The sequence below is a fragment of the Methylobacterium sp. J-030 genome, assembly GCF_022829545.1.
Taxonomy (GTDB): Bacteria; Pseudomonadota; Alphaproteobacteria; order Rhizobiales; family Beijerinckiaceae; genus Methylobacterium.
Window position 1 is genome coordinate 134,079 of the sequence record NZ_JAKSYM010000351.1, and the last position, 16,156, is coordinate 150,234.

Consider the following 16,156-nt stretch of genomic DNA (forward strand, 5'->3'; position numbering starts at 1 on the left):
GGTTCGGCGTTGAACGATGCGGCAAGAACAATGACCTGGCATTTTCTGAAAGTCTTGGATCACGCCAACCGGCACACCTGCCGGTGTCGGCCGCAAGGTCTCACCGACGAAGGTCGGCAGCCGTCTTCTTCCACCGCTCCCATGCGCGCCGGTGGATCAGATCGAGGGCCTGATTCGCCGTCTCGCCTTCCTCGACATCCAGGTAGGTGACCGGGCCGCCGAGCGCGATCGCCTGCGCTTGAATCTTGGCGTTCGCTTCAGTGTAGACGGCGCAAAAAACGGTAAGGGGAATCGTCGGCCCGACCACGACATCGCCGTGGCCGCGCATCAGCACCACACTCTTGCGCCCCAACACATCGGCGAGGGACTTCCCGAGACGCGGGTCGCGTTCAGCGGTTCTGTGCCCGGTGAGCCTGGGTCAGGCCGCCATAGCCCCAACTGTCCTTCGGCACCTCGTGGATGACGACGTAGGAGACGTCCGCGAGCTGGGAGCCGAGAACGTCTTTCAGGAGGCGGCTCGCCTCGGCGATGAACCGCCCCTTCTCCTCGGCTGTGTTGGTCCCCGCGCTGATGACGGCATCGACCTGCGCGGCGCACGCGACCGGCGCGGCGCCGACGCTCCATCCCGCCAGCGGTACCTCCTCGACCAGCACGCCGACGAGTGGGCCGACCTTGTGCAGGATGTCGGTCATCAGGGTCGTGACGCCCGCCTGGATCCGCTCGACTTGGTCCCGAGACAGCTTCTGACCTGCCACCTTGACGTTGATGAAGGGCATGGTTGTCTCTCCTCCCACGCGCCACCGCCGCGGCGGCAATCCGTGAGACGGTGCTACTGACGCCCGAGAGTTTGGTAAATTTGAAAATTCCGGATTAAATCTTCCGTGAAATCGAACGAAAGACGTCGTACCCAATGCCGCCGCATCCGGTGTCGGCCGCGCCGGGCCGGATGATCATGGGATGGTGTCGGGTCAAGTCTGCCCCGCGCTCTACGCGACATGCTCACGGATCGTCTCGAGCAGGATATCCGTGAGCCGCGCGACGGCCGGCGACAGGTCGGCTTCCGCCTGATGGAGGGTGAGCGGCGCGCACGGAAGGGCCGGCAGCCCTGTCGCGGCCGGGTCGAGCACGCTCAGCGTCTTCGGCAGACCGACGGCTGTCCGCGCTGTGATGCCGAGCCCACCCTCGGCCGCAGCCCAGAGACCCGAGAGGCTGGGGCTCGTGAACACCAGACGCCAGGGCAGACCATCGTGGTCCAGGGCGGCGACGGCCGCGGACCGGAACGTGCACGGCGGCGCGAAGGCCGCGAACGGCAGGGGCTCCCGGCCGAGGCTCGCGAGGCCCGGCCAATCGGGCTGACCGATCCAGTGGATCGGCACCGCGGCGACCCGCTGGGCATGGGGGGCGTCGCCCACATCCCCCCAGACCAGCGCGACGTCGAGTTCGCCCTTCAGCGTCCTCTCGACGAGCTGCGCGCCGAGGCCGACCTGGACCTCGATGCGCACCCGCGGATAGGCCCGGGAGAAGCGTTTGAGCACCGCCGGGAGCCAGCTCTCGGCGAAATCCTGCGCGAGGCCGAGCCGCGCCCAGCCTTCGAGTTCCGTGCCGCGGAGACGATCGATCGCCTCGTCGTTGAGATCCAGCAGCCGCTTGGCGTAGCCGAGCATGCTCTCGCCGGCGGGGGTCAGGGCGAGGCCACGCCCGGCCTTCTGGACCAGCGGCTGCCCGACCTGCTCCTCCAGCTTGCGGAGCTGCGTGCTCACGGCCGATTGCGACCGCCCCAGGCGCTCGGCCGCCCGGGCGAAGCTGCCGAGCTCGAACCCGGTCACGAAGGTCCGGAGTACGTCCATGTCGAGGTTGGTGCGGATCGTCATCGTTCGATCTTATCGATGTTATTGTTCGGTAGTTTCAAATTTTCAGAACGATGGTGCCGCGATAGACCGGTCGGGTCAAGCCGGTCGAGACCCGACGGGACCTGCCAGGGGATACCATTTCCATGCCTCTCGTTCGTATTTCACTGATCAAGGGCAAGTCATCGGAGCACATCCGGGCGATTTCGGATGGCGTCCATCGCGGCCTGATGGAGGCCTATGGCGCGCCGGCCGACGATCGCTTCCAGCTCGTCCACCAGCACGCGCCAGACGAGCTGATCTACGATCCGGACTACCTGGGTCTCCATCGCACCGACGATCTCGTGATCATCAACATCGTGGCCGGGAACTGGCGCGAGACGCCGCAGAAGAAGGCGCTCTACCGGGCAATCACCGACAACCTCGTGGCGAATCCCGGGCTGCGCCCGGAGGACGTGCTGATCGTCCTCTCGCCGAACGGGCGCGACGAGTGGTCCTTCGGCAACGGCCTCGCATCCTACGTCGAGGATGACGCAGCCTGACGGTCTCGCGAGCGCGCCGCCGGACATCCCCAGCACAGGCAGGAGATCGCATGAGCATCCTCGTCACCGGCGCGACGTCGGGCTTCGGCCTCGCGATCGCGCGGCGCTTCGCACGGACCGGCCACAAAGTCGTCGCGGCCGGGCGCCGCCGGGAGCGGCTCCAGGCGCTCGCCGATGAACTCGGCACCCAGACGGTCCACACCCTCGCACTCGACGTCCGGGACAGGCGGGCGGTCGAGGACGCCGTCGCCGGCCTTCCCGCGGCCTATGCGGCCATCGACGTGCTGGTCAACAATGCCGGCCTCGCCGTCGGGCTCGAACCCGCGCAGGCGGCGGACCTCGACGGCTGGGAGGCGATGGTCGACACCAACGTCAAGGGCCTGATGTACGTGACCCACGCGGTGCTGCCGGGGATGGTCGCGCGCGATACCGGCCACATCGTCAACATCGGATCGACGGCGGCGAGCTACCCGTATCCGGGCGGCAACGTCTATGGGGCCACCAAGGCGTTCGTCCGGCAGCTGTCGCTGAACCTGCGCGCCGATCTCGTCGGCACGCGGGTGCGCGTCACGCAGATCGATCCGGGCCTCGTCGGCGGCACCGAGTTCTCCAACGTGCGGTTCCGCGGCGACGACACCCGTGCCGCGGGCGTCTACGACGGCGCCGACGCGCTCACGCCCGAGGATGTCGCCGACACGGTGTTCTGGGCCGCCACCCGACCCGCCCGCGTGAACATCAACGTCATCGAGCTCATGCCGGTCAGCCAAGCCTTCGGCCCGCTCGTCGTGCACCGCGGCGACCGGGGCGGCCGCTGAGCCCCGGAAGAGGGGCGCGGCGGCGAACGATCCGTGGCAGGACCATCGGGGACCGCCCGCGCGACCGACAACCGCCCACGAGGATGCCATGACCGTCACCCTGCCGCGCGAGACCTCCGGCGATGGCGCGATCCCCGCGGCCGTACGGCGGGCCGAACCGGTCGTCTGGCGCAATCCGCACCGGAAGGATGCCGCATCGGTGCTGGCCGCGTCGGCATTCTCCGAGGCGGACATGCACGGTGCAGAGGCGCGCTGGCGGCGCTTCGATCCGCTCCTGGCCCAGCTGTTCGAAGGTACGGAGGACGGCCGGATCGACTCGCCGTTGCTGCCCGTCGCGTCCGATCTCGCACGGACCCTGCTCGGCGATGCGCCCGGTTCGGTCTGGGTCAAGGCCGATCACGACCTGCCGGTCACCGGCTGCATCAAGGCGCGCGGCGGGGTCTACGAGGTCCTGGCCTATGCCGAGACGCTGGCCGCGGCGGCGGGGCTCCTGCGGCCCCGCCTGTCCTACGCAGCCTTCGCGTCCGGCGCCTTCCGCGATCTCTTTGCCCGGCACACGGTCGCGGTCGGCAGTACCGGCAATCTCGGCTTCAGCGTCGGCGTGATGGGCCGCGCCCTCGGCTTCCAGGTCGAGGTGCACATGTCCCACGACGCCAAGGCCTGGAAGAAGCAGCGCCTCCGCGATCTCGGCGCGCGCGTGGTCGAGCATCCGGGGGATTACGGGCGCGCTGTGGCGGCGGCGCGGGACGCTTTCCGGGATCGCGCCGACGCGCATTTCGTCGACGACGAGGATTCGGTCGACCTGTTCCTCGGCTACGCGGCGGCGGCACTCGACCTGCAGCGCCAGCTCGCGGCAGCCGGGATCGCGGTCGATGCGGCGCACCCACTCTACGTCTACCTCCCCTGCGGTGTCGGCGGCGCGCCGGGGGGCGTGGCCTTCGGCCTGACTCTGCTGTTCGGCGACGCGGTGCGGCCGGTCTTCGTGGAGCCGGTGGCCTCGCCGTGCATGCTCGTGCAGCTCGCGGCCGGGCTCGACCGGCCCGTCAGTGTCTACGAGGCCGGGCTCGACAACCGGACGGCGGCCGATGGGCTGGCGGTGGCGAGCGCCTCCCTGCTGGTCGCCCGGACCGTCGGCGCGCTCATCGACGCGGTGGTGACCGTCCCCGACGCGGAGCTGTTCCACTGGCTGCGGGTGCTCTGGACCGGCGCGGGGCTGCGCCTCGAACCCTCCGCGGCCTCCGGCTTCGCCGCCCTCCACCGGTTTCGCGCGGAGGGGCCGCCGGCGGACGAGGCGGCCACCCATGTGGTCTGGACCACGGGGGGCGCGCATCTGCCGGACGCGGAATTCGAGGCCGCCCTGGCCCGCGCCTGATCCGGCACAGGCTGCCACCCCCACCCCTTTGCCGGCACCGTCGTCCCGGCGGGCGGAGCGGGGCGCTCCGAGGTCGCGCCCGACCCCAGGCCATGGCGCTGCGCCCGGCATCTCGGCCGGCGCGATATCCGCCAGAAGATCCGGGCGGAGATCGTTTCAGGCCGAGGCCGGTTCCGGAGCGGTCACCGGTCCAGGTCCAGGATGGCGGCGGCGAACAGGTCCGGCGCCTCCTGGGGCGCGTTGTGGCCGACGCCGTTCAGCACCGTCGTGCGGCGCAGCTGCGTGAAATGCGGGGCTGCCGTCCCTGGAGGTTCCGGCGGATCGACGCCTTCGTCGGCACCTTCCAGCACGATCGTCGGGACCGTGATCCGCGGGCTCCCGGAGAGTTGCCGCTCGATCGGCTCCAGCGCGGGATCGCCCGGCACCTCGCCGATGCGGAAGCGGTAGGAGTGCAGCGCCACGGTCACGAAATCGGGGTTCTCGAACGCCGCGGCGGTCCGGGCGAAGGTCGCATCGTCGAAGGCCCAGGTCGGCGAGAAGTCGTGCCACAGATAGCGGCAGAACCCGGCGGGATCGTTCGAGAAGGCCGTCCTGCCGCGCTGCGCGTTCAAGTACCAGTAGAACCAATGACGGCGCTCGAACGCGGCGTCACGCGGCGTCAGGAAATCCACGCGATTCTGGATGTTGTAGCCGGGGCCGCCGCTGCTGACGAGGCCGCTGACCCGTTCGGGATGGAGCGCCGCCACCACGCACGCCGCGCGGGCGCCCCAGTCGAAGCCGGCAAGCGTCGCCTTGCGGAGGTCGAGCGCGTCGAGGAGGGCGAGGAGGTCGTTGCCCAGCGCAGCCTGCTGGCCGACCCGCGGGATGGCGGCCTCGATGAACCGGGTGGGTCCGTAGCCGCGCAGGTAGGGCACGATCACGCGCCGGCCCGCCCTCGTCAGAACGGGTGCGACCGCCGCGTAGGCATGGACGTCGTAGGGAAAGCCGTGGAGTAGGATCACCGGATCCCCGTCCGGCGGGCCGGACTCGCGATAGGCCACATCGAGGACGCCTGCCCTGATGCGCCGGATGGCCGGATCGCCTGTTGGATCGCCTGCCGGATCGGGCGCGGCGTCGGCGCGCACCGGGATCAGATCGCTGGCGGCCGCCCCGGCCAGGGCGGCCACGACATCGCGGCGACGAAACGATACCATGCGGCCACTCCTTCGGGCTCGACGGTCCGCAGCGGGATCAGGCGTAGGCGCCGATCATCGCGCGCGTGCTCCGTTCCTCGGCCCGGACCGCGGGATCCGCGGCGTGGTCGGCCAGGAATTTCTCCGCCTCCAGGGCCGCCATGCAGCCCATCCCGGCGGCCACGACCGCCTGCCGATAGACGCTCTCCGCGCAGTCGCCAGCCCCGAAGAATCCCGGGATCGAGGTCCTGGTGGACCACGGGGAGATCCGGATGTAGCCGCCGGCCTCCATCTCGACCTGTCCTCGAAAGAGTGCCGTCGCGGGATCGTGCCCGATGGCGACGAAGACGCCGTCGGCCGCCAGATCGCGGGTGTCGCCGGTCCCGACCTCGCGCAGCCGCACGCCCGTGACCGCCTTCACGGGCTCGTCCCGGCCGAGGATCTCCTCGACCACGTGGTTCCAGACGACCGCGATCCTGGGATGGGCCGCAAGCCGGTCCTGCAGGATCGGCTCCGCCCGGAAGCGGTCGCGCCGATGGACCACGGTCACCTTCGCGGCGAGGTTGGCGAGGTAGAGCGCCTCCTCGACGGCGGTGTTGCCGCCGCCCACGACCACGACCTCCTTGCCGCGGTAGAAGAAGCCGTCGCAGGTCGCACAGGCCGAGACCCCGGCGCCGTTGAACGCCAATTCGGAGGGCAGCCCGAGCCAGCGGGCCTGTGCCCCGGTGGCGGCAACGAGCGTGTCGGCGCGATAGGTGTCGCCGCTGTCGCCGGCGGCCTCGAACGGCCGCCTGGAGAGATCGACGGAGACGATGGTGTCGGAGAGGATCCGGGTTCCGACATGCTCGGCCTGCGCCCGCATCTGCTCGACGAGGTCCGGGCCCTGGATCGCGCGCGCGAAGCCCGGATAGTTCTCGACCTCCGTGGTGATGGTGAGCTGTCCGCCGGGCTGAAGCCCGGTCACCAGGAGAGGCTGCAGGTTCGCCCGCGCGCCGTAGATCGCGGCCGTGTAGCCGGCCGGACCGGCGCCGACGATCAGGAGTTTCGTCCGATGAACCGTCATGTGCGCTCCGAGGGGTGGGATCGACGGCGCGAGCGCCTGGTGGTCTTGGCGTCCTGAAAGAGGAATTCGGTCGCGAGCCTCTCGACGATGCGGACATGCGTGGAGAGCTGGGTCTCGGCCTCCGAAAGCCGCCCCGTCACGGCGAGGTCGATGATGCGGCGGTGCTGCTCGACGGCCGCCCGCATGCGCGCGCGTTCGCGCGGCAGCCTGTGGCGCAGGGCGCCGACCTGATCGGCGATCCCGCGATAGGCCCGGGTGAGCAGCGCATTGTCCGCCGCCGCGATCAGAGCCTCGTGGAACGCGCCGTCCATCGCCTCGGCCCGTGCGAGATCGTCGTCCTCCACCGCCAGGGCGCCCCCGGACAGGGGAACCGAGACGGCGGCGACCAGAACGTCCGGATCGCGGGCGGCAGCGATGCGCAGCGCACCCAGCTCGAGCACGGCCCGCATCTCGCAGATGCGCCGCACGTCGGCGGCATCCAGGCTCATCACGAAGGTCCCGCTCTGCGGGCGCACCACGACGAGATCGTCCTGCGCGAGGCGAGCGAGCGCCTCCCGCACGGGCGTCCGGCTGATCTGAAGCTCGTCGGCCAGGGCCCGGTCCGACAGCCGCTCCCCTAAGGCGAAGCGGCCGCTGACGATGGCCTCACGGATGAGCGCCTCAGCACGGAGGCTCAGATTGTCGATGTCCGTCATAACTGGAATATCAGTTAATCGCTGTTGCGCGTCAACATGCAAACTGGCATATCAGTTGAGCACAGAAGCGCGCGATACCACCGAGCGGGGGTTCTCATGCTGCACGCGATCCGACGCACATCCTCCAATCTGACTCTGCAGGTCGTCGTCGCGCTCTGCGCCGGAGTGGCCCTGGGCATGCTCTGGCCCGGCTTCGCAGTCTCCCTGCAGGCGCTGAGCGACACGTTCATCAAGCTGATCAAGATGGTGATCCCGCCGATCGCCTTCCTGACGATTGTCATCGGCATCGCGGAGGTCAGCGACCTTAGGAAGGTCGGCCGCATCGGCGGGAGCGCGCTCCTCTATTTCGAAGTCGCGTCCACGCTGGCGCTGATCATTGGCCTGATCGTCGTGAATCTCGTCCGGCCCGGCGACGGATTTGACAGGAGCCGCGTCGGCTCGGCGGCGGTCGATGTCACCAAATACGCGAGCGCGTCGGCCGACCGGTACATGCTGGATCTGCTGTCGAACATCGTACCGGACAATGCCGTCGCCGCGTTCGCCAAGGCTGATCTGCTTCAGATCGTGTTCTTCGCCATCGCATTCGGCTGCGCGGCCGTCCTGATCGGCGAGCGGGCGAAGCCGTTCGTGGTGGTGGCGCAGGCCGCCAACGACATCCTGTTCCAGCTCGTGGCCCTGATCATGCGCCTCGCGCCGCTGGGCGCGTTCGGCGCCATGGCGTTCACGGTGGGCCGCTACGGCCTCGGCTCGGTGCTCGTCCTCGGGCACATGCTCCTGAGCGTCTACCTGACCTGCGCGCTGTTCGTCGGGGTGGTGCTGGGGGCGATCGCCCGCGCCTACGGGTTCAGCCTCGTCCGGTTCATCCGTTACATCGGCGCGGAGGTTCTGGTCGTCTTCGGCACCTGCTCCTCCGAGAGCGTGCTGCCGCGCCTCATGACCAAGCTCCAGCGCCTCGGATGCTCGAAGTCGAGCGTCGGCCTCGTGCTGCCGGTGGGCTACTCGTTCAACGCCGATGGAACGGCGATCTACCTGTCGATGGCGTCGCTGTTCATCGCGCAGGCCTACGGGATCGACATGAGCTTCGGCCAGCAGCTCGGCCTGCTCCTGCTCCTGCTCGTGACGTCCAAGGGCTCGGGTTCGGTGGCCGGCTCCGGCTTCGTCGTGCTCGCCGCGACGCTCTCGGCAACGCATGTCCTGCCGGTCGAAGGCCTGCTGCTGATCATCGGCATCGACCGCTTCATGTCCGAGGCGCGGTCGGTCACCAACATCATCGGCAACAGTCTCGCGACGGTCGTCGTCGCGAAGATGAGCGGCGAGTTCGACCCGGTCGCGGCCGAGGCGGCCTACGCCGAGGCCTTCGGGCCGGATATCCCCTTTCAGCAGGGGCGGTCGCGCCGTTCGACTGCCGCCTCGGCGCCGGTCGAAGGCCCGGCCGCCCGCGGCGACCGGACGGCAACCCTGACCGAGAGCACGTGGGAACAGCGTCTCTGAGCCGCCGGGCTCATCGGCACCACCCTTCGAAAGTCTGGTTCCATCAAGGAGAGAGGCCGTGAACACGCATGTGAGACAGGGCGATCAGCTCGTCATCTTCGTCAAACACGGATGCGAGACGTGTCAGATGCTGGAGGACGTCGTCGGGCGCATCGCCGGCGCCGTGCCGACCCGCGTCTACACGCAGGACGATCCGGGCTTTCCCTCCAGCGTCGCGGCGATCGACGACACGTCGCTGGAGCAGTCCTTCGCCTTCGACATCGAGGCGGTGCCGACGCTCGTCCGCCTCAAGGACGGTCAGGAGGTGGCGCGCACCTTCGGCTGGCACCGCGGCGACTGGCAGGACATGACCGGTCTCGGCGATCTCGGGACGGATCTTCCCGCGATGCGTCCCGGATGCGGCTCGAAGTCCCGGGAGCCCGGCGTGCACGACGTGCTGCGGGCCAGGTACGGACGGGTCGATGTCCAGTCGCGGCCGATCCAGCTCGGCGCCTGGGACGACGAATTCGAGGCCACCTACGACCGGGGCTGGAGTGACGGCCTCCCGGTCGTCCCACCGACCGACGCGCGCATCCTCCGCATGCTCGATGGCACGTCGCGAAAGGCCAACGAGGTCATCGGCGAGGTGCCCCCCAACCTTTCGCCGATCACCGTGGAGAAGGTCGCCATCAACGCCGTGATGGCCGGCTGCCGCCCCGAATACATGCCGGTCGTCCTGGCGGCGCTGGAGGCGGCGCTCGACCCGCTGTTCACGATGCACGGTCTGCTGTGCACCACGTGCTTCTCCGGGCCGATCGTCGTGGTGAACGGGCCGATCGCCCGCGAGATCGGCATGAACTCTGGCATCAACTGCCTGGGCCAGGGCAACCGCGCCAACGCGACGATCGGCCGGGCGCTGCAGCTGATCATCCGCAACGTCGGCGGCGGTCGACCGGGCGAGCTCGATCGGGCGGTCCTCGGCGGCCCCGGGAAGTACACGTTCTGCTTCGCCGAGGACGAGTCGGATCCGACTTGGCAACCGCTCGCCGTCGCCCGCGGCGTGGCGGCCGGCAAGAATGCGGTGACGCTGTTCCAGGGCGACGGCATCCAGGGCTTCCTCGACCAGCGCTCCCGGACGCCGGAGGAGCTGACCAAGTCCCTGGCCATGTCGCTGCTCGCGGTCGGCCATTACAAGCTGTGCGAATTCACCAACGCGATGCTCGTCCTCGTCCCCGAGCACTACGCCATCTTCCGGGATGCCGGATGGGACCGGGCCCGGATCACCGCGGAATTGCACAGGGCCATGATCCGCCCCGGCGCGGACGTGATCCAGGGCGCCCACGGAGTCGGCGAAGGCATCGCCGTCAGCCGCCGGAACGAGATGGTCAACAAGTTCTGGCCCGAGGGGCTCCTCATCGTCCAGGCGGGCGGTCAGGCGGGGCTGTTCTCCGCCATCTGCGCCGGCTGGACCGGAGGACGCTTCCGCACCGAGTCCCAACCCGTTACCCGGGAGATTGTGCTGTGAACGAAGGCATCCTGCTGCGCGACCCGACCGCCGAGACCGCATCGGCCCTGCGCCCCCGCGTCGAGCCGCTCGACACCCTGCAGGGCCGGACTGTCGCCCTGATGGATATCGGCAAGATGCGGGGCGACGAGTTCATCGACCGCCTGGAAATCCTGTGCCGCGAACGCGGCATCGCCACGCGCCGCTACAAGAAGCCGACGAACACGCGCGTGGCGCCGCGCGAGATGATCCTGGATATCGCGGCGCGCTGCCAGGCCGTCATCATCGCCCTGTCCGATTGCGGCTCGTGCACCTCGTGCTCGACGCACGATCTCAACGATCTGGACAAGCGGGGCCTGACCGGCGTCAGCGTCCTGACGACCGAGTTCGAGCAGGCATTCGAGGCGCAGAAGGCGACGATCGGCCTCGACGCGGCGTCGGTCTACGTCTCGCATCCGATGCAGAACAAGACCACGGCAGAGCTTCACCGTTCCGCCGACCTGGCCTTCGACGCGATCCTGCAGGCGATCACCGCGGAGGCGGACCTGACGCCGCGTTCGGAAGCGGCCTGACGGGCTGCGCTACGCCGTGCCACGATGGCGCTCCCGGCGGCTCATCCCGCCGGGCGCCGGCCGGGCGCCCCGGATTTGACGAAGCCTCGGCGCACGGTCCGGCCATGCGCCACCGTCCGCCAGGAAATGGCCAGGGAGATGCCGATCATGACACCCCACCGGTTCGATGCCGTCCTGTTCGATCTCCTGACGGCGCTCCTCGACAGCTGGTCCTTGTGGAATGCGGTCGCCGGCGGCGAGGAGGCCGGCCGCCGGTGGCGGGCGGAGTACCTGCGGATCACCTATCGGACGGGCGCGTACCGGCGCTACGAGACCCTCGTGGCCGAGGCCGCCGAGGCGGTGGGTCTGCCGCGCCGCGTCGCGGACGATCTGGAGGCCCGTTACGACGAACTCCGACCGTGGCCCGGGGTGACCGAGGCCCTGCAGGCGCTCGCAGGGCGATCCGTGCGGCTCGGCGTCGTGACCAACTGCTCCGAGCGCCTGGGCCGCATCGCCGCCGATTGCGTGGGCGTCGCGTTCGACGCCGTCGTCACCGCGGAGCAAGCCGGCTTCTACAAGCCCGACCCGCGGCCTTATCGGCTCGGTCTTCAGGCGCTCGGGGTCGCGCCGGAGCGCTGCCTGTTCGTCGCCGGCTCGGCCTACGACCTCGTGGGGACGGCGCAGGTCGGCTTGGCGACGTACTGGCACGACCGGGTCGGCATGGCGGCCCCCGAGGGTGTGACGCCCCCGCTGGCCCATGAGACCACCCTGGATCCGCTGCGCACCTGGTTCGATCCGGGGGCGTGAGATCGGGAACTCTGCGCCTTCGCCGCGGCCTTCTCAGGGCCCGGCCTCCGCGACCAGCGCGACCGTCTCGGCGAAAGTCTGCTCCAGGCGCTCGCCCAGACTCGGCTCGGGATCCTCCAGCCAAGCGATCACCGCGTGCACGAAGGCCGCCATCCCGGTCCGGGCCGCCAGCGCCGCCGGCAGATCCGCGACACCGCGCAGCTGCAGCGCGTCGGCCAGCGCGTCGGTCAGCGCGGCCGTCTTGGCCAGTTCGCGCTCGTAGAGGGCCGGCGTGCGGGCGATCAGCGCGTGCCGCGGCTCGGAATAGGGCCGGTTGTTCTCGAGCAGCGGGTGGATCGACCGGAACGACCAGAACAGCGTGGCGAGCGGTCCGAGCGCGCCGGGGGCCTCGGCAATGGCGGCCGTCAGGGCGGTTCGCAGCACAGCCTCGCCGTCGAACAGCACCTCCCTCTTGTCCGGGAAGTGCCGGAAGAAGGTCCGCTCCGTCACACCGACGCGCGCGGCGATCTCGGCGGCCGTGGTCCGCTCGTACCCGCGCTCCCCGAACAGTGCCAGGGCAGCCTGCCGGAGGCGGACGCGCACATCATCTTCCGAGCGATCCAAGAATCGAACCTCCTGTTGTCAGTGACTGACATCGACGCTATGTCAGTCACTGACGCGGCGGACCGGATGGGCAGCCGCTGGCCACGGCGAGGGATCTAGCATGCGCGTCTTCCTGACTGGAGCGAATGGCTGGGTCGGGTCTGCGGTCGCCCGAGACCTGCTCGACGCGGGCCACGCGGTGACCGGGCTCGTGCGCACGACGGACAAGGCGCACGCCTTCTCGGCCCTGGGCGGCACACCGCTGATCGGCGCGATCGGGGATCCGGACGCGCTTCGGACCGGTGCCGCAGAGGCCGATGGCATCATCCATCTGGCGTTCGGCCTCGACCTCGCGCAGATCGCCGCGATGGCCGAGGACGATCGGCGGGCGATCGAGACCTTCGGGGCGCTGTTTGCCGGCACCGACCGACCGATCGTGTCGGTCAGCGGGTTCCTGCTGCTGCCCCGCGGGGAGATGTTTCGGGAGGACGCGCGGCCCCCGGTCGACCCCGCGTTCCCCCGCGCGACGGAGCAGACGACCTTCGCGCTGGCCGAACGCGGGCTGCGCGCCTCCGTGGTCCGCCTGCCGCGCTCCGTGCACGGGCGGGGCGAGCGGCACGGCTTCATCCCCATGCTCGCGGCCGTGGCGCGCGAGCGGCGCGTCTCCGCCTATGTCGGCGACGGGCAGAACCTGTGGCCGTCCGTGCATCGGCTGGACGCGGCGCGCGTGTTCCGCCGCGCCCTCGAGCGTGGCGCCCGGGGCGAGGCCTACCATGCCGTCGCGGATGAGGGCGTGCCGTTCCGGTTGATCGCCGAGGCGATCGGCCGGCAGGTCGGCGTGCCGGCGATGTCCCTCGCGCCCGAGCAGGCGGAGGCGCATTTCGGCGGCTTGGCGATGTGGGTCGCCGGCAACGGGCCCGCCTCCAGCGCACGGACGCGGTCGACCCTCGACTGGCAACCGCGGGAGAGAAGCCTCATCGCGGATATCGACCACCCGGACTACCATGCCTGAGCGGTCGCCCCGCATCGTCGCGCGGTCGGCATCGGTTCGATTTGGCGGAAGAATTTCTTCGGAAGTTTCGAATTTTCGCGAGCAACAGGGCGGCCTAGACCGAGGCGTCGCGTGGGGCCGTCGATCGGGTCCGTGACACCACCAGGGGCGGGCCGAATGTCGAAGTCTACCCACGCCATCGTTCCGGATCGTCGAACGCTGGTCGCAGGCTTGGCCGCAGCGCCGATCCTCCGGGTGGCGACGCGTTCCGCTTCCATGACGGATCAACCCATCGACACGCGTGCCGCGCCCATCATCGTCTTTGACGTCAACGAGACGCTCCTCGATTTCGGCGTGCTTGCCCCGGTCTTCGTCCGCATCTTCGGCGATGCGAGCGCGCTGCGCACGTGGTTCAACCACGTCATCCTATATGCCGAGGCGCTGACCCTATCGGGCGAATACGCCGATTCCGGCACGGTCGGCGTGGCCGTCCTGCGGATGCTGGCCCAGGCGAGCGGCCGCGCGGTGGCTCCGGCGGATCTCGACGCGCTGCGGCGCCTCTCGGCAGGGATGCCGACCTACGCCGACACCCCGAAGGCCCTGGCCGATCTGAACAGCGCCGGCTACCGCCTCGTCACGTTGAGCAACAATCCCGCGGCCGCCGTCGAGGCCCAGCTCACGCAGGCCGGGATCAGGCCCTTCTTCGACACGCTCCACAGCATCGACGACCGCGTCCGCCGCTACAAGCCGGCGCTGGAGAGCTACACGGACCTCGCCGCGACGCTGGGCGTCGCGCCGTCCGACCTGTGGCTCGTCTCCTGTCACGCTTTCGACACGTTGGGGGCTGCCGCGGCCGGTTACCGGACGGCGCTCGTGCTGCGGCCCGGGAACGCGCCAGTCGCGCTCGGTCGCGCGCCGGACATCGTCGCGGACGATCTCAGCACCGTCGCCGACCGCATCGTCCGGGCTGGTGCGCGCCGCGGCCCGTCGCCGGTCCGTGACCGGAGCGCCCCATGAGGGATCGACCGGCTTCGCAGGCCGAACCGACACGACGGACCGTTCTGGGTGGTGTCGCGGCCGCATCATCCCTCTCTTGGCCCATCGGCCAAGCCAAGGCGTCGCCACGCCTTCGCACTTTCGCCGGAGCCATCGCCATGACGTTTGAAGATGGGGCGGACATCGAGCAGCCCGCCGGGATCCGGACGCGCAGCCTCGCGGGCATCAACGGGCTGACCGTGAACGTGCTCGAGGCGGGTTACGAAACGCCCGCGCGTCCCGCCGTGCTGCTGCTCCACGGTTTCCCGGACCTCGCCTTCAGCTGGCGCCGGACGATGCTGCCGCTCGCCGCCGCCGGCTACCACGTGATCGCCCCCGACCAGCGCGGCTATGGCGTGACTACGGGGTGGGATGACCGTTATGACGGCGACGTCGCGTCCTTCCGCACGCATAGTTACGCCCGGGACGCGCTCGGCGTCGTGGAAGCCTTGGGGCACCGCTCGGTCGCCGCAGTCGTGGGGCACGACTTCGGATCGATGATCGCCGCCTACTGCGCGCTCGTGCGGCCCGACGTGTTCCGCTCCCTCGTGATGATGAGCTTCCCGTTCGACGGACCGCCCGCGATCCCGTTCGATACGGCCGGGAAGCCTTCTGAGCCGCCCCCGCCGTCTCTGGCCGCCCAGCTCGCGGCCCTCCCGCGCCCGAGGCAGGACAGCATGGCCTGGTTCGGAACGCCGGGCGCCAACGCCGACATGCTCCACGCGCCCCAGGGCCTTCACGACTTCCTGCGCGCCTACTTCCACGTGAAGAGCGCGGATTGGCCCGGCAACCATCCACACCCGCTCGTCAGAGGATCCGCGGCCGAGCTCGCCACGCTGCCGACCTACTACATCATGGATGCGGGCGTCGGCATGGCCGCGACCGTCGCGCCCGATATGCCGACGCCGGCTGCGATCGCGGCCAATCGATGGCTGCCCGAGGCTGAATTGGCCGTCTACACGGCCGCCTTCGGTTACACGGGATTTCAAGGCGGCCTTAACTGGTTCCGCTGCCACACCGGCCCGATCGGCCGCTCGGAGATCGAGCTGTTCGCCGGCCGCTCGATCGACGTGCCGTCTTGCTTCATCTCCGGCGCCGCCGATTGGGGCACCTACCGCAAGCCTGGCGCGATCGAGCGCATGCGCACCACGACCTGCACCCGCATGGACGGCGTTCACCTGATCGAGGGCGCCGGGCATTGGGTGCAGCAGGAGCAGCCGGAGCGGTTCAACGCCATTCTGCTCAAGTTCCTGCGGCGCCATCCCGTCCCGGGATGACAAGCTGCATCATGGGGCGGGTTTGCGGCGTGGAGAGGTACCCACCGACAACGACCTGCGCGACAGAGAAGCTGTTCCTGGCTAGCCCCGTGAGTCTTCCGCGGAAGCCGAAGCACGCCGAGCCGTCGATGTCCGCTTTTGGAAGCGGCGCCCGGTGACTGGAACGGCCGAGATGGGCGCCAAGCCGAACAGCCGGTTTTGCGCCCATTGGCAATTCGGCATGACGCAGTCTGGCCGAGAGCGGCCTGTCCACTTCGGAGAAGGTGTGCTGGAAAAGCAGACGGCCTCTCATCGACCCAGTTCAGCCATGCGGACCATCGTCGGCGTTTCCCGAAAGCCGACATTGGTCGGCCGTCTGGCGCTGTGCGCTTGGGGCGGCGTCTCCCCGCTTTGGGTTGCGCGAGGGATACACAATACGGGCCGGCGCAGAGGT

The 16,156-nt window shown here is 69.7% G+C and carries 16 protein-coding genes and 1 pseudogene; 10 read left to right on the plus strand and 7 right to left on the minus strand.

All coding sequences use genetic code 11. The features are described 5' to 3' along the window. Positions 1-100 precede the first annotated feature (100 nt). From MKK75_RS28015 to MKK75_RS28025, 3 genes and pseudogenes are all read right to left on the minus strand, one after another. Positions 101-376, minus strand: a pseudogene (locus MKK75_RS28015) (class II aldolase/adducin family protein); the annotation flags it as partial. A 13-nt stretch (positions 377-389) separates the two neighbouring features. Continuing rightward, a complete protein-coding gene (locus MKK75_RS28020) occupies positions 390-776 on the minus strand; it encodes a tautomerase family protein (protein ID WP_244045752.1) in 387 nt (128 codons plus the stop codon). 210 nt (positions 777-986) lie between these two features. Then, on the minus strand, positions 987-1,871 hold the full coding sequence (locus MKK75_RS28025) for a LysR substrate-binding domain-containing protein (protein WP_244045753.1): 885 nt from the start codon (positions 1,869-1,871) through the stop codon (positions 987-989). A gap of 122 nt (positions 1,872-1,993) precedes the next feature. Here MKK75_RS28025 and MKK75_RS28030 point away from each other — a divergent pair, with 122 nt between their 5' ends. The 3 genes from MKK75_RS28030 to MKK75_RS28040 all read left to right on the plus strand — a co-directional run bounded on the left by MKK75_RS28030 (position 1,994) and on the right by MKK75_RS28040 (position 4,576). Continuing rightward, positions 1,994-2,389, plus strand: a complete 396-nt coding sequence (locus tag MKK75_RS28030) for a tautomerase family protein (RefSeq protein WP_244045754.1) — start codon at positions 1,994-1,996, stop codon at positions 2,387-2,389. Between the two features lie 50 nt (positions 2,390-2,439). Then, positions 2,440-3,204, plus strand: a complete 765-nt coding sequence (locus MKK75_RS28035) for an SDR family oxidoreductase (protein WP_244045755.1) — start codon at positions 2,440-2,442, stop codon at positions 3,202-3,204. A gap of 88 nt (positions 3,205-3,292) precedes the next feature. Continuing rightward, positions 3,293-4,576, plus strand: coding sequence for a D-serine ammonia-lyase (locus MKK75_RS28040; protein ID WP_244045756.1), 1,284 nt, complete (start codon positions 3,293-3,295; stop codon positions 4,574-4,576). Between the two features lie 182 nt (positions 4,577-4,758). Here MKK75_RS28040 and MKK75_RS28045 read toward each other — a convergent pair whose 3' ends face one another. From MKK75_RS28045 to MKK75_RS28055, 3 genes are all read right to left on the minus strand, one after another. Next, positions 4,759-5,646, minus strand: coding sequence for an alpha/beta fold hydrolase (locus MKK75_RS28045; protein WP_244045774.1), 888 nt, complete (start codon positions 5,644-5,646; stop codon positions 4,759-4,761). 160 nt (positions 5,647-5,806) lie between these two features. Continuing rightward, positions 5,807-6,811, minus strand: a complete 1,005-nt coding sequence (trxB, locus tag MKK75_RS28050) for a thioredoxin-disulfide reductase (RefSeq protein ID WP_244045757.1) — start codon at positions 6,809-6,811, stop codon at positions 5,807-5,809. Continuing rightward, positions 6,808-7,506: a GntR family transcriptional regulator gene (locus MKK75_RS28055; RefSeq protein WP_244045758.1), complete on the minus strand. Its 699-nt coding sequence runs from the start codon at positions 7,504-7,506 to the stop codon at positions 6,808-6,810. The genes trxB and MKK75_RS28055 overlap by 4 nt, the downstream gene beginning before the upstream one ends. A gap of 96 nt (positions 7,507-7,602) precedes the next feature. Here MKK75_RS28055 and dctA point away from each other — a divergent pair, with 96 nt between their 5' ends. The 4 genes from dctA to MKK75_RS28075 all read left to right on the plus strand — a co-directional run bounded on the left by dctA (position 7,603) and on the right by MKK75_RS28075 (position 11,838). After that, complete coding sequence (gene dctA / locus MKK75_RS28060; protein ID WP_244045759.1) at positions 7,603-8,997, plus strand: C4-dicarboxylate transporter DctA; 1,395 nt, start codon at positions 7,603-7,605, stop codon at positions 8,995-8,997. A gap of 127 nt (positions 8,998-9,124) precedes the next feature. Beyond that, positions 9,125-10,501: a thioredoxin gene (locus MKK75_RS28065; RefSeq protein WP_244045760.1), complete on the plus strand. Its 1,377-nt coding sequence runs from the start codon at positions 9,125-9,127 to the stop codon at positions 10,499-10,501. Then, a complete protein-coding gene (locus tag MKK75_RS28070; RefSeq protein WP_244045761.1) occupies positions 10,498-11,052 on the plus strand; it encodes a hypothetical protein in 555 nt (184 codons plus the stop codon). The genes MKK75_RS28065 and MKK75_RS28070 overlap by 4 nt, the downstream gene beginning before the upstream one ends. Positions 11,053-11,199: 147 nt before the next feature. Next, positions 11,200-11,838 (plus strand): HAD-IA family hydrolase, encoded by a 639-nt coding sequence (locus MKK75_RS28075; RefSeq protein WP_244045762.1) that lies wholly within the window; start codon positions 11,200-11,202, stop codon positions 11,836-11,838. Positions 11,839-11,871: 33 nt separating this feature from the next. On the opposite strand, the gene MKK75_RS28080 is transcribed toward MKK75_RS28075, so the two are convergent. Beyond that, complete coding sequence (locus MKK75_RS28080) at positions 11,872-12,420, minus strand: TetR/AcrR family transcriptional regulator (protein ID WP_244045763.1); 549 nt, start codon at positions 12,418-12,420, stop codon at positions 11,872-11,874. A 121-nt stretch (positions 12,421-12,541) separates the two neighbouring features. Here MKK75_RS28080 and MKK75_RS28085 point away from each other — a divergent pair, with 121 nt between their 5' ends. From MKK75_RS28085 to MKK75_RS28095, 3 genes are all read left to right on the plus strand, one after another. Beyond that, entirely contained in the window at positions 12,542-13,432 is an 891-nt protein-coding gene (locus MKK75_RS28085; protein ID WP_244045764.1) for an SDR family oxidoreductase, read from the plus strand. A gap of 255 nt (positions 13,433-13,687) precedes the next feature. Continuing rightward, on the plus strand, positions 13,688-14,428 hold the full coding sequence (locus MKK75_RS28090; RefSeq protein WP_244045765.1) for a haloacid dehalogenase type II: 741 nt from the start codon (positions 13,688-13,690) through the stop codon (positions 14,426-14,428). 137 nt (positions 14,429-14,565) lie between these two features. Beyond that, positions 14,566-15,723 carry an alpha/beta fold hydrolase gene (locus tag MKK75_RS28095; RefSeq protein ID WP_244045766.1) on the plus strand — a complete coding sequence of 386 codons (1,158 nt, stop codon included), beginning with the start codon at positions 14,566-14,568 and terminating at the stop codon, positions 15,721-15,723. Positions 15,724-16,156: the final 433 nt, after the last annotated feature.

Coding starts and splice junctions, on each gene's coding strand:
- MKK75_RS28020 (WP_244045752.1), bottom strand. CDS start 776: ATGCCCTTCATCAACGTCAAGGTGGCAGGTCAGAAGCTGTCTCGGGAC.
- MKK75_RS28025 (WP_244045753.1), bottom strand. CDS start 1,871: ATGACGATCCGCACCAACCTCGACATGGACGTACTCCGGACCTTCGTG.
- MKK75_RS28030 (WP_244045754.1), top strand. CDS start 1,994: ATGCCTCTCGTTCGTATTTCACTGATCAAGGGCAAGTCATCGGAGCAC.
- MKK75_RS28035 (WP_244045755.1), top strand. CDS start 2,440: ATGAGCATCCTCGTCACCGGCGCGACGTCGGGCTTCGGCCTCGCGATC.
- MKK75_RS28040 (WP_244045756.1), top strand. CDS start 3,293: ATGACCGTCACCCTGCCGCGCGAGACCTCCGGCGATGGCGCGATCCCC.
- trxB (WP_244045757.1), bottom strand. CDS start 6,811: ATGACGGTTCATCGGACGAAACTCCTGATCGTCGGCGCCGGTCCGGCC.
- MKK75_RS28055 (WP_244045758.1), bottom strand. CDS start 7,506: ATGACGGACATCGACAATCTGAGCCTCCGTGCTGAGGCGCTCATCCGT.
- dctA (WP_244045759.1), top strand. CDS start 7,603: ATGCTGCACGCGATCCGACGCACATCCTCCAATCTGACTCTGCAGGTC.
- MKK75_RS28065 (WP_244045760.1), top strand. CDS start 9,125: ATGCTGGAGGACGTCGTCGGGCGCATCGCCGGCGCCGTGCCGACCCGC.
- MKK75_RS28075 (WP_244045762.1), top strand. CDS start 11,200: ATGACACCCCACCGGTTCGATGCCGTCCTGTTCGATCTCCTGACGGCG.
- MKK75_RS28085 (WP_244045764.1), top strand. CDS start 12,542: ATGCGCGTCTTCCTGACTGGAGCGAATGGCTGGGTCGGGTCTGCGGTC.
- MKK75_RS28090 (WP_244045765.1), top strand. CDS start 13,688: ATGACGGATCAACCCATCGACACGCGTGCCGCGCCCATCATCGTCTTT.
- MKK75_RS28095 (WP_244045766.1), top strand. CDS start 14,566: ATGACGTTTGAAGATGGGGCGGACATCGAGCAGCCCGCCGGGATCCGG.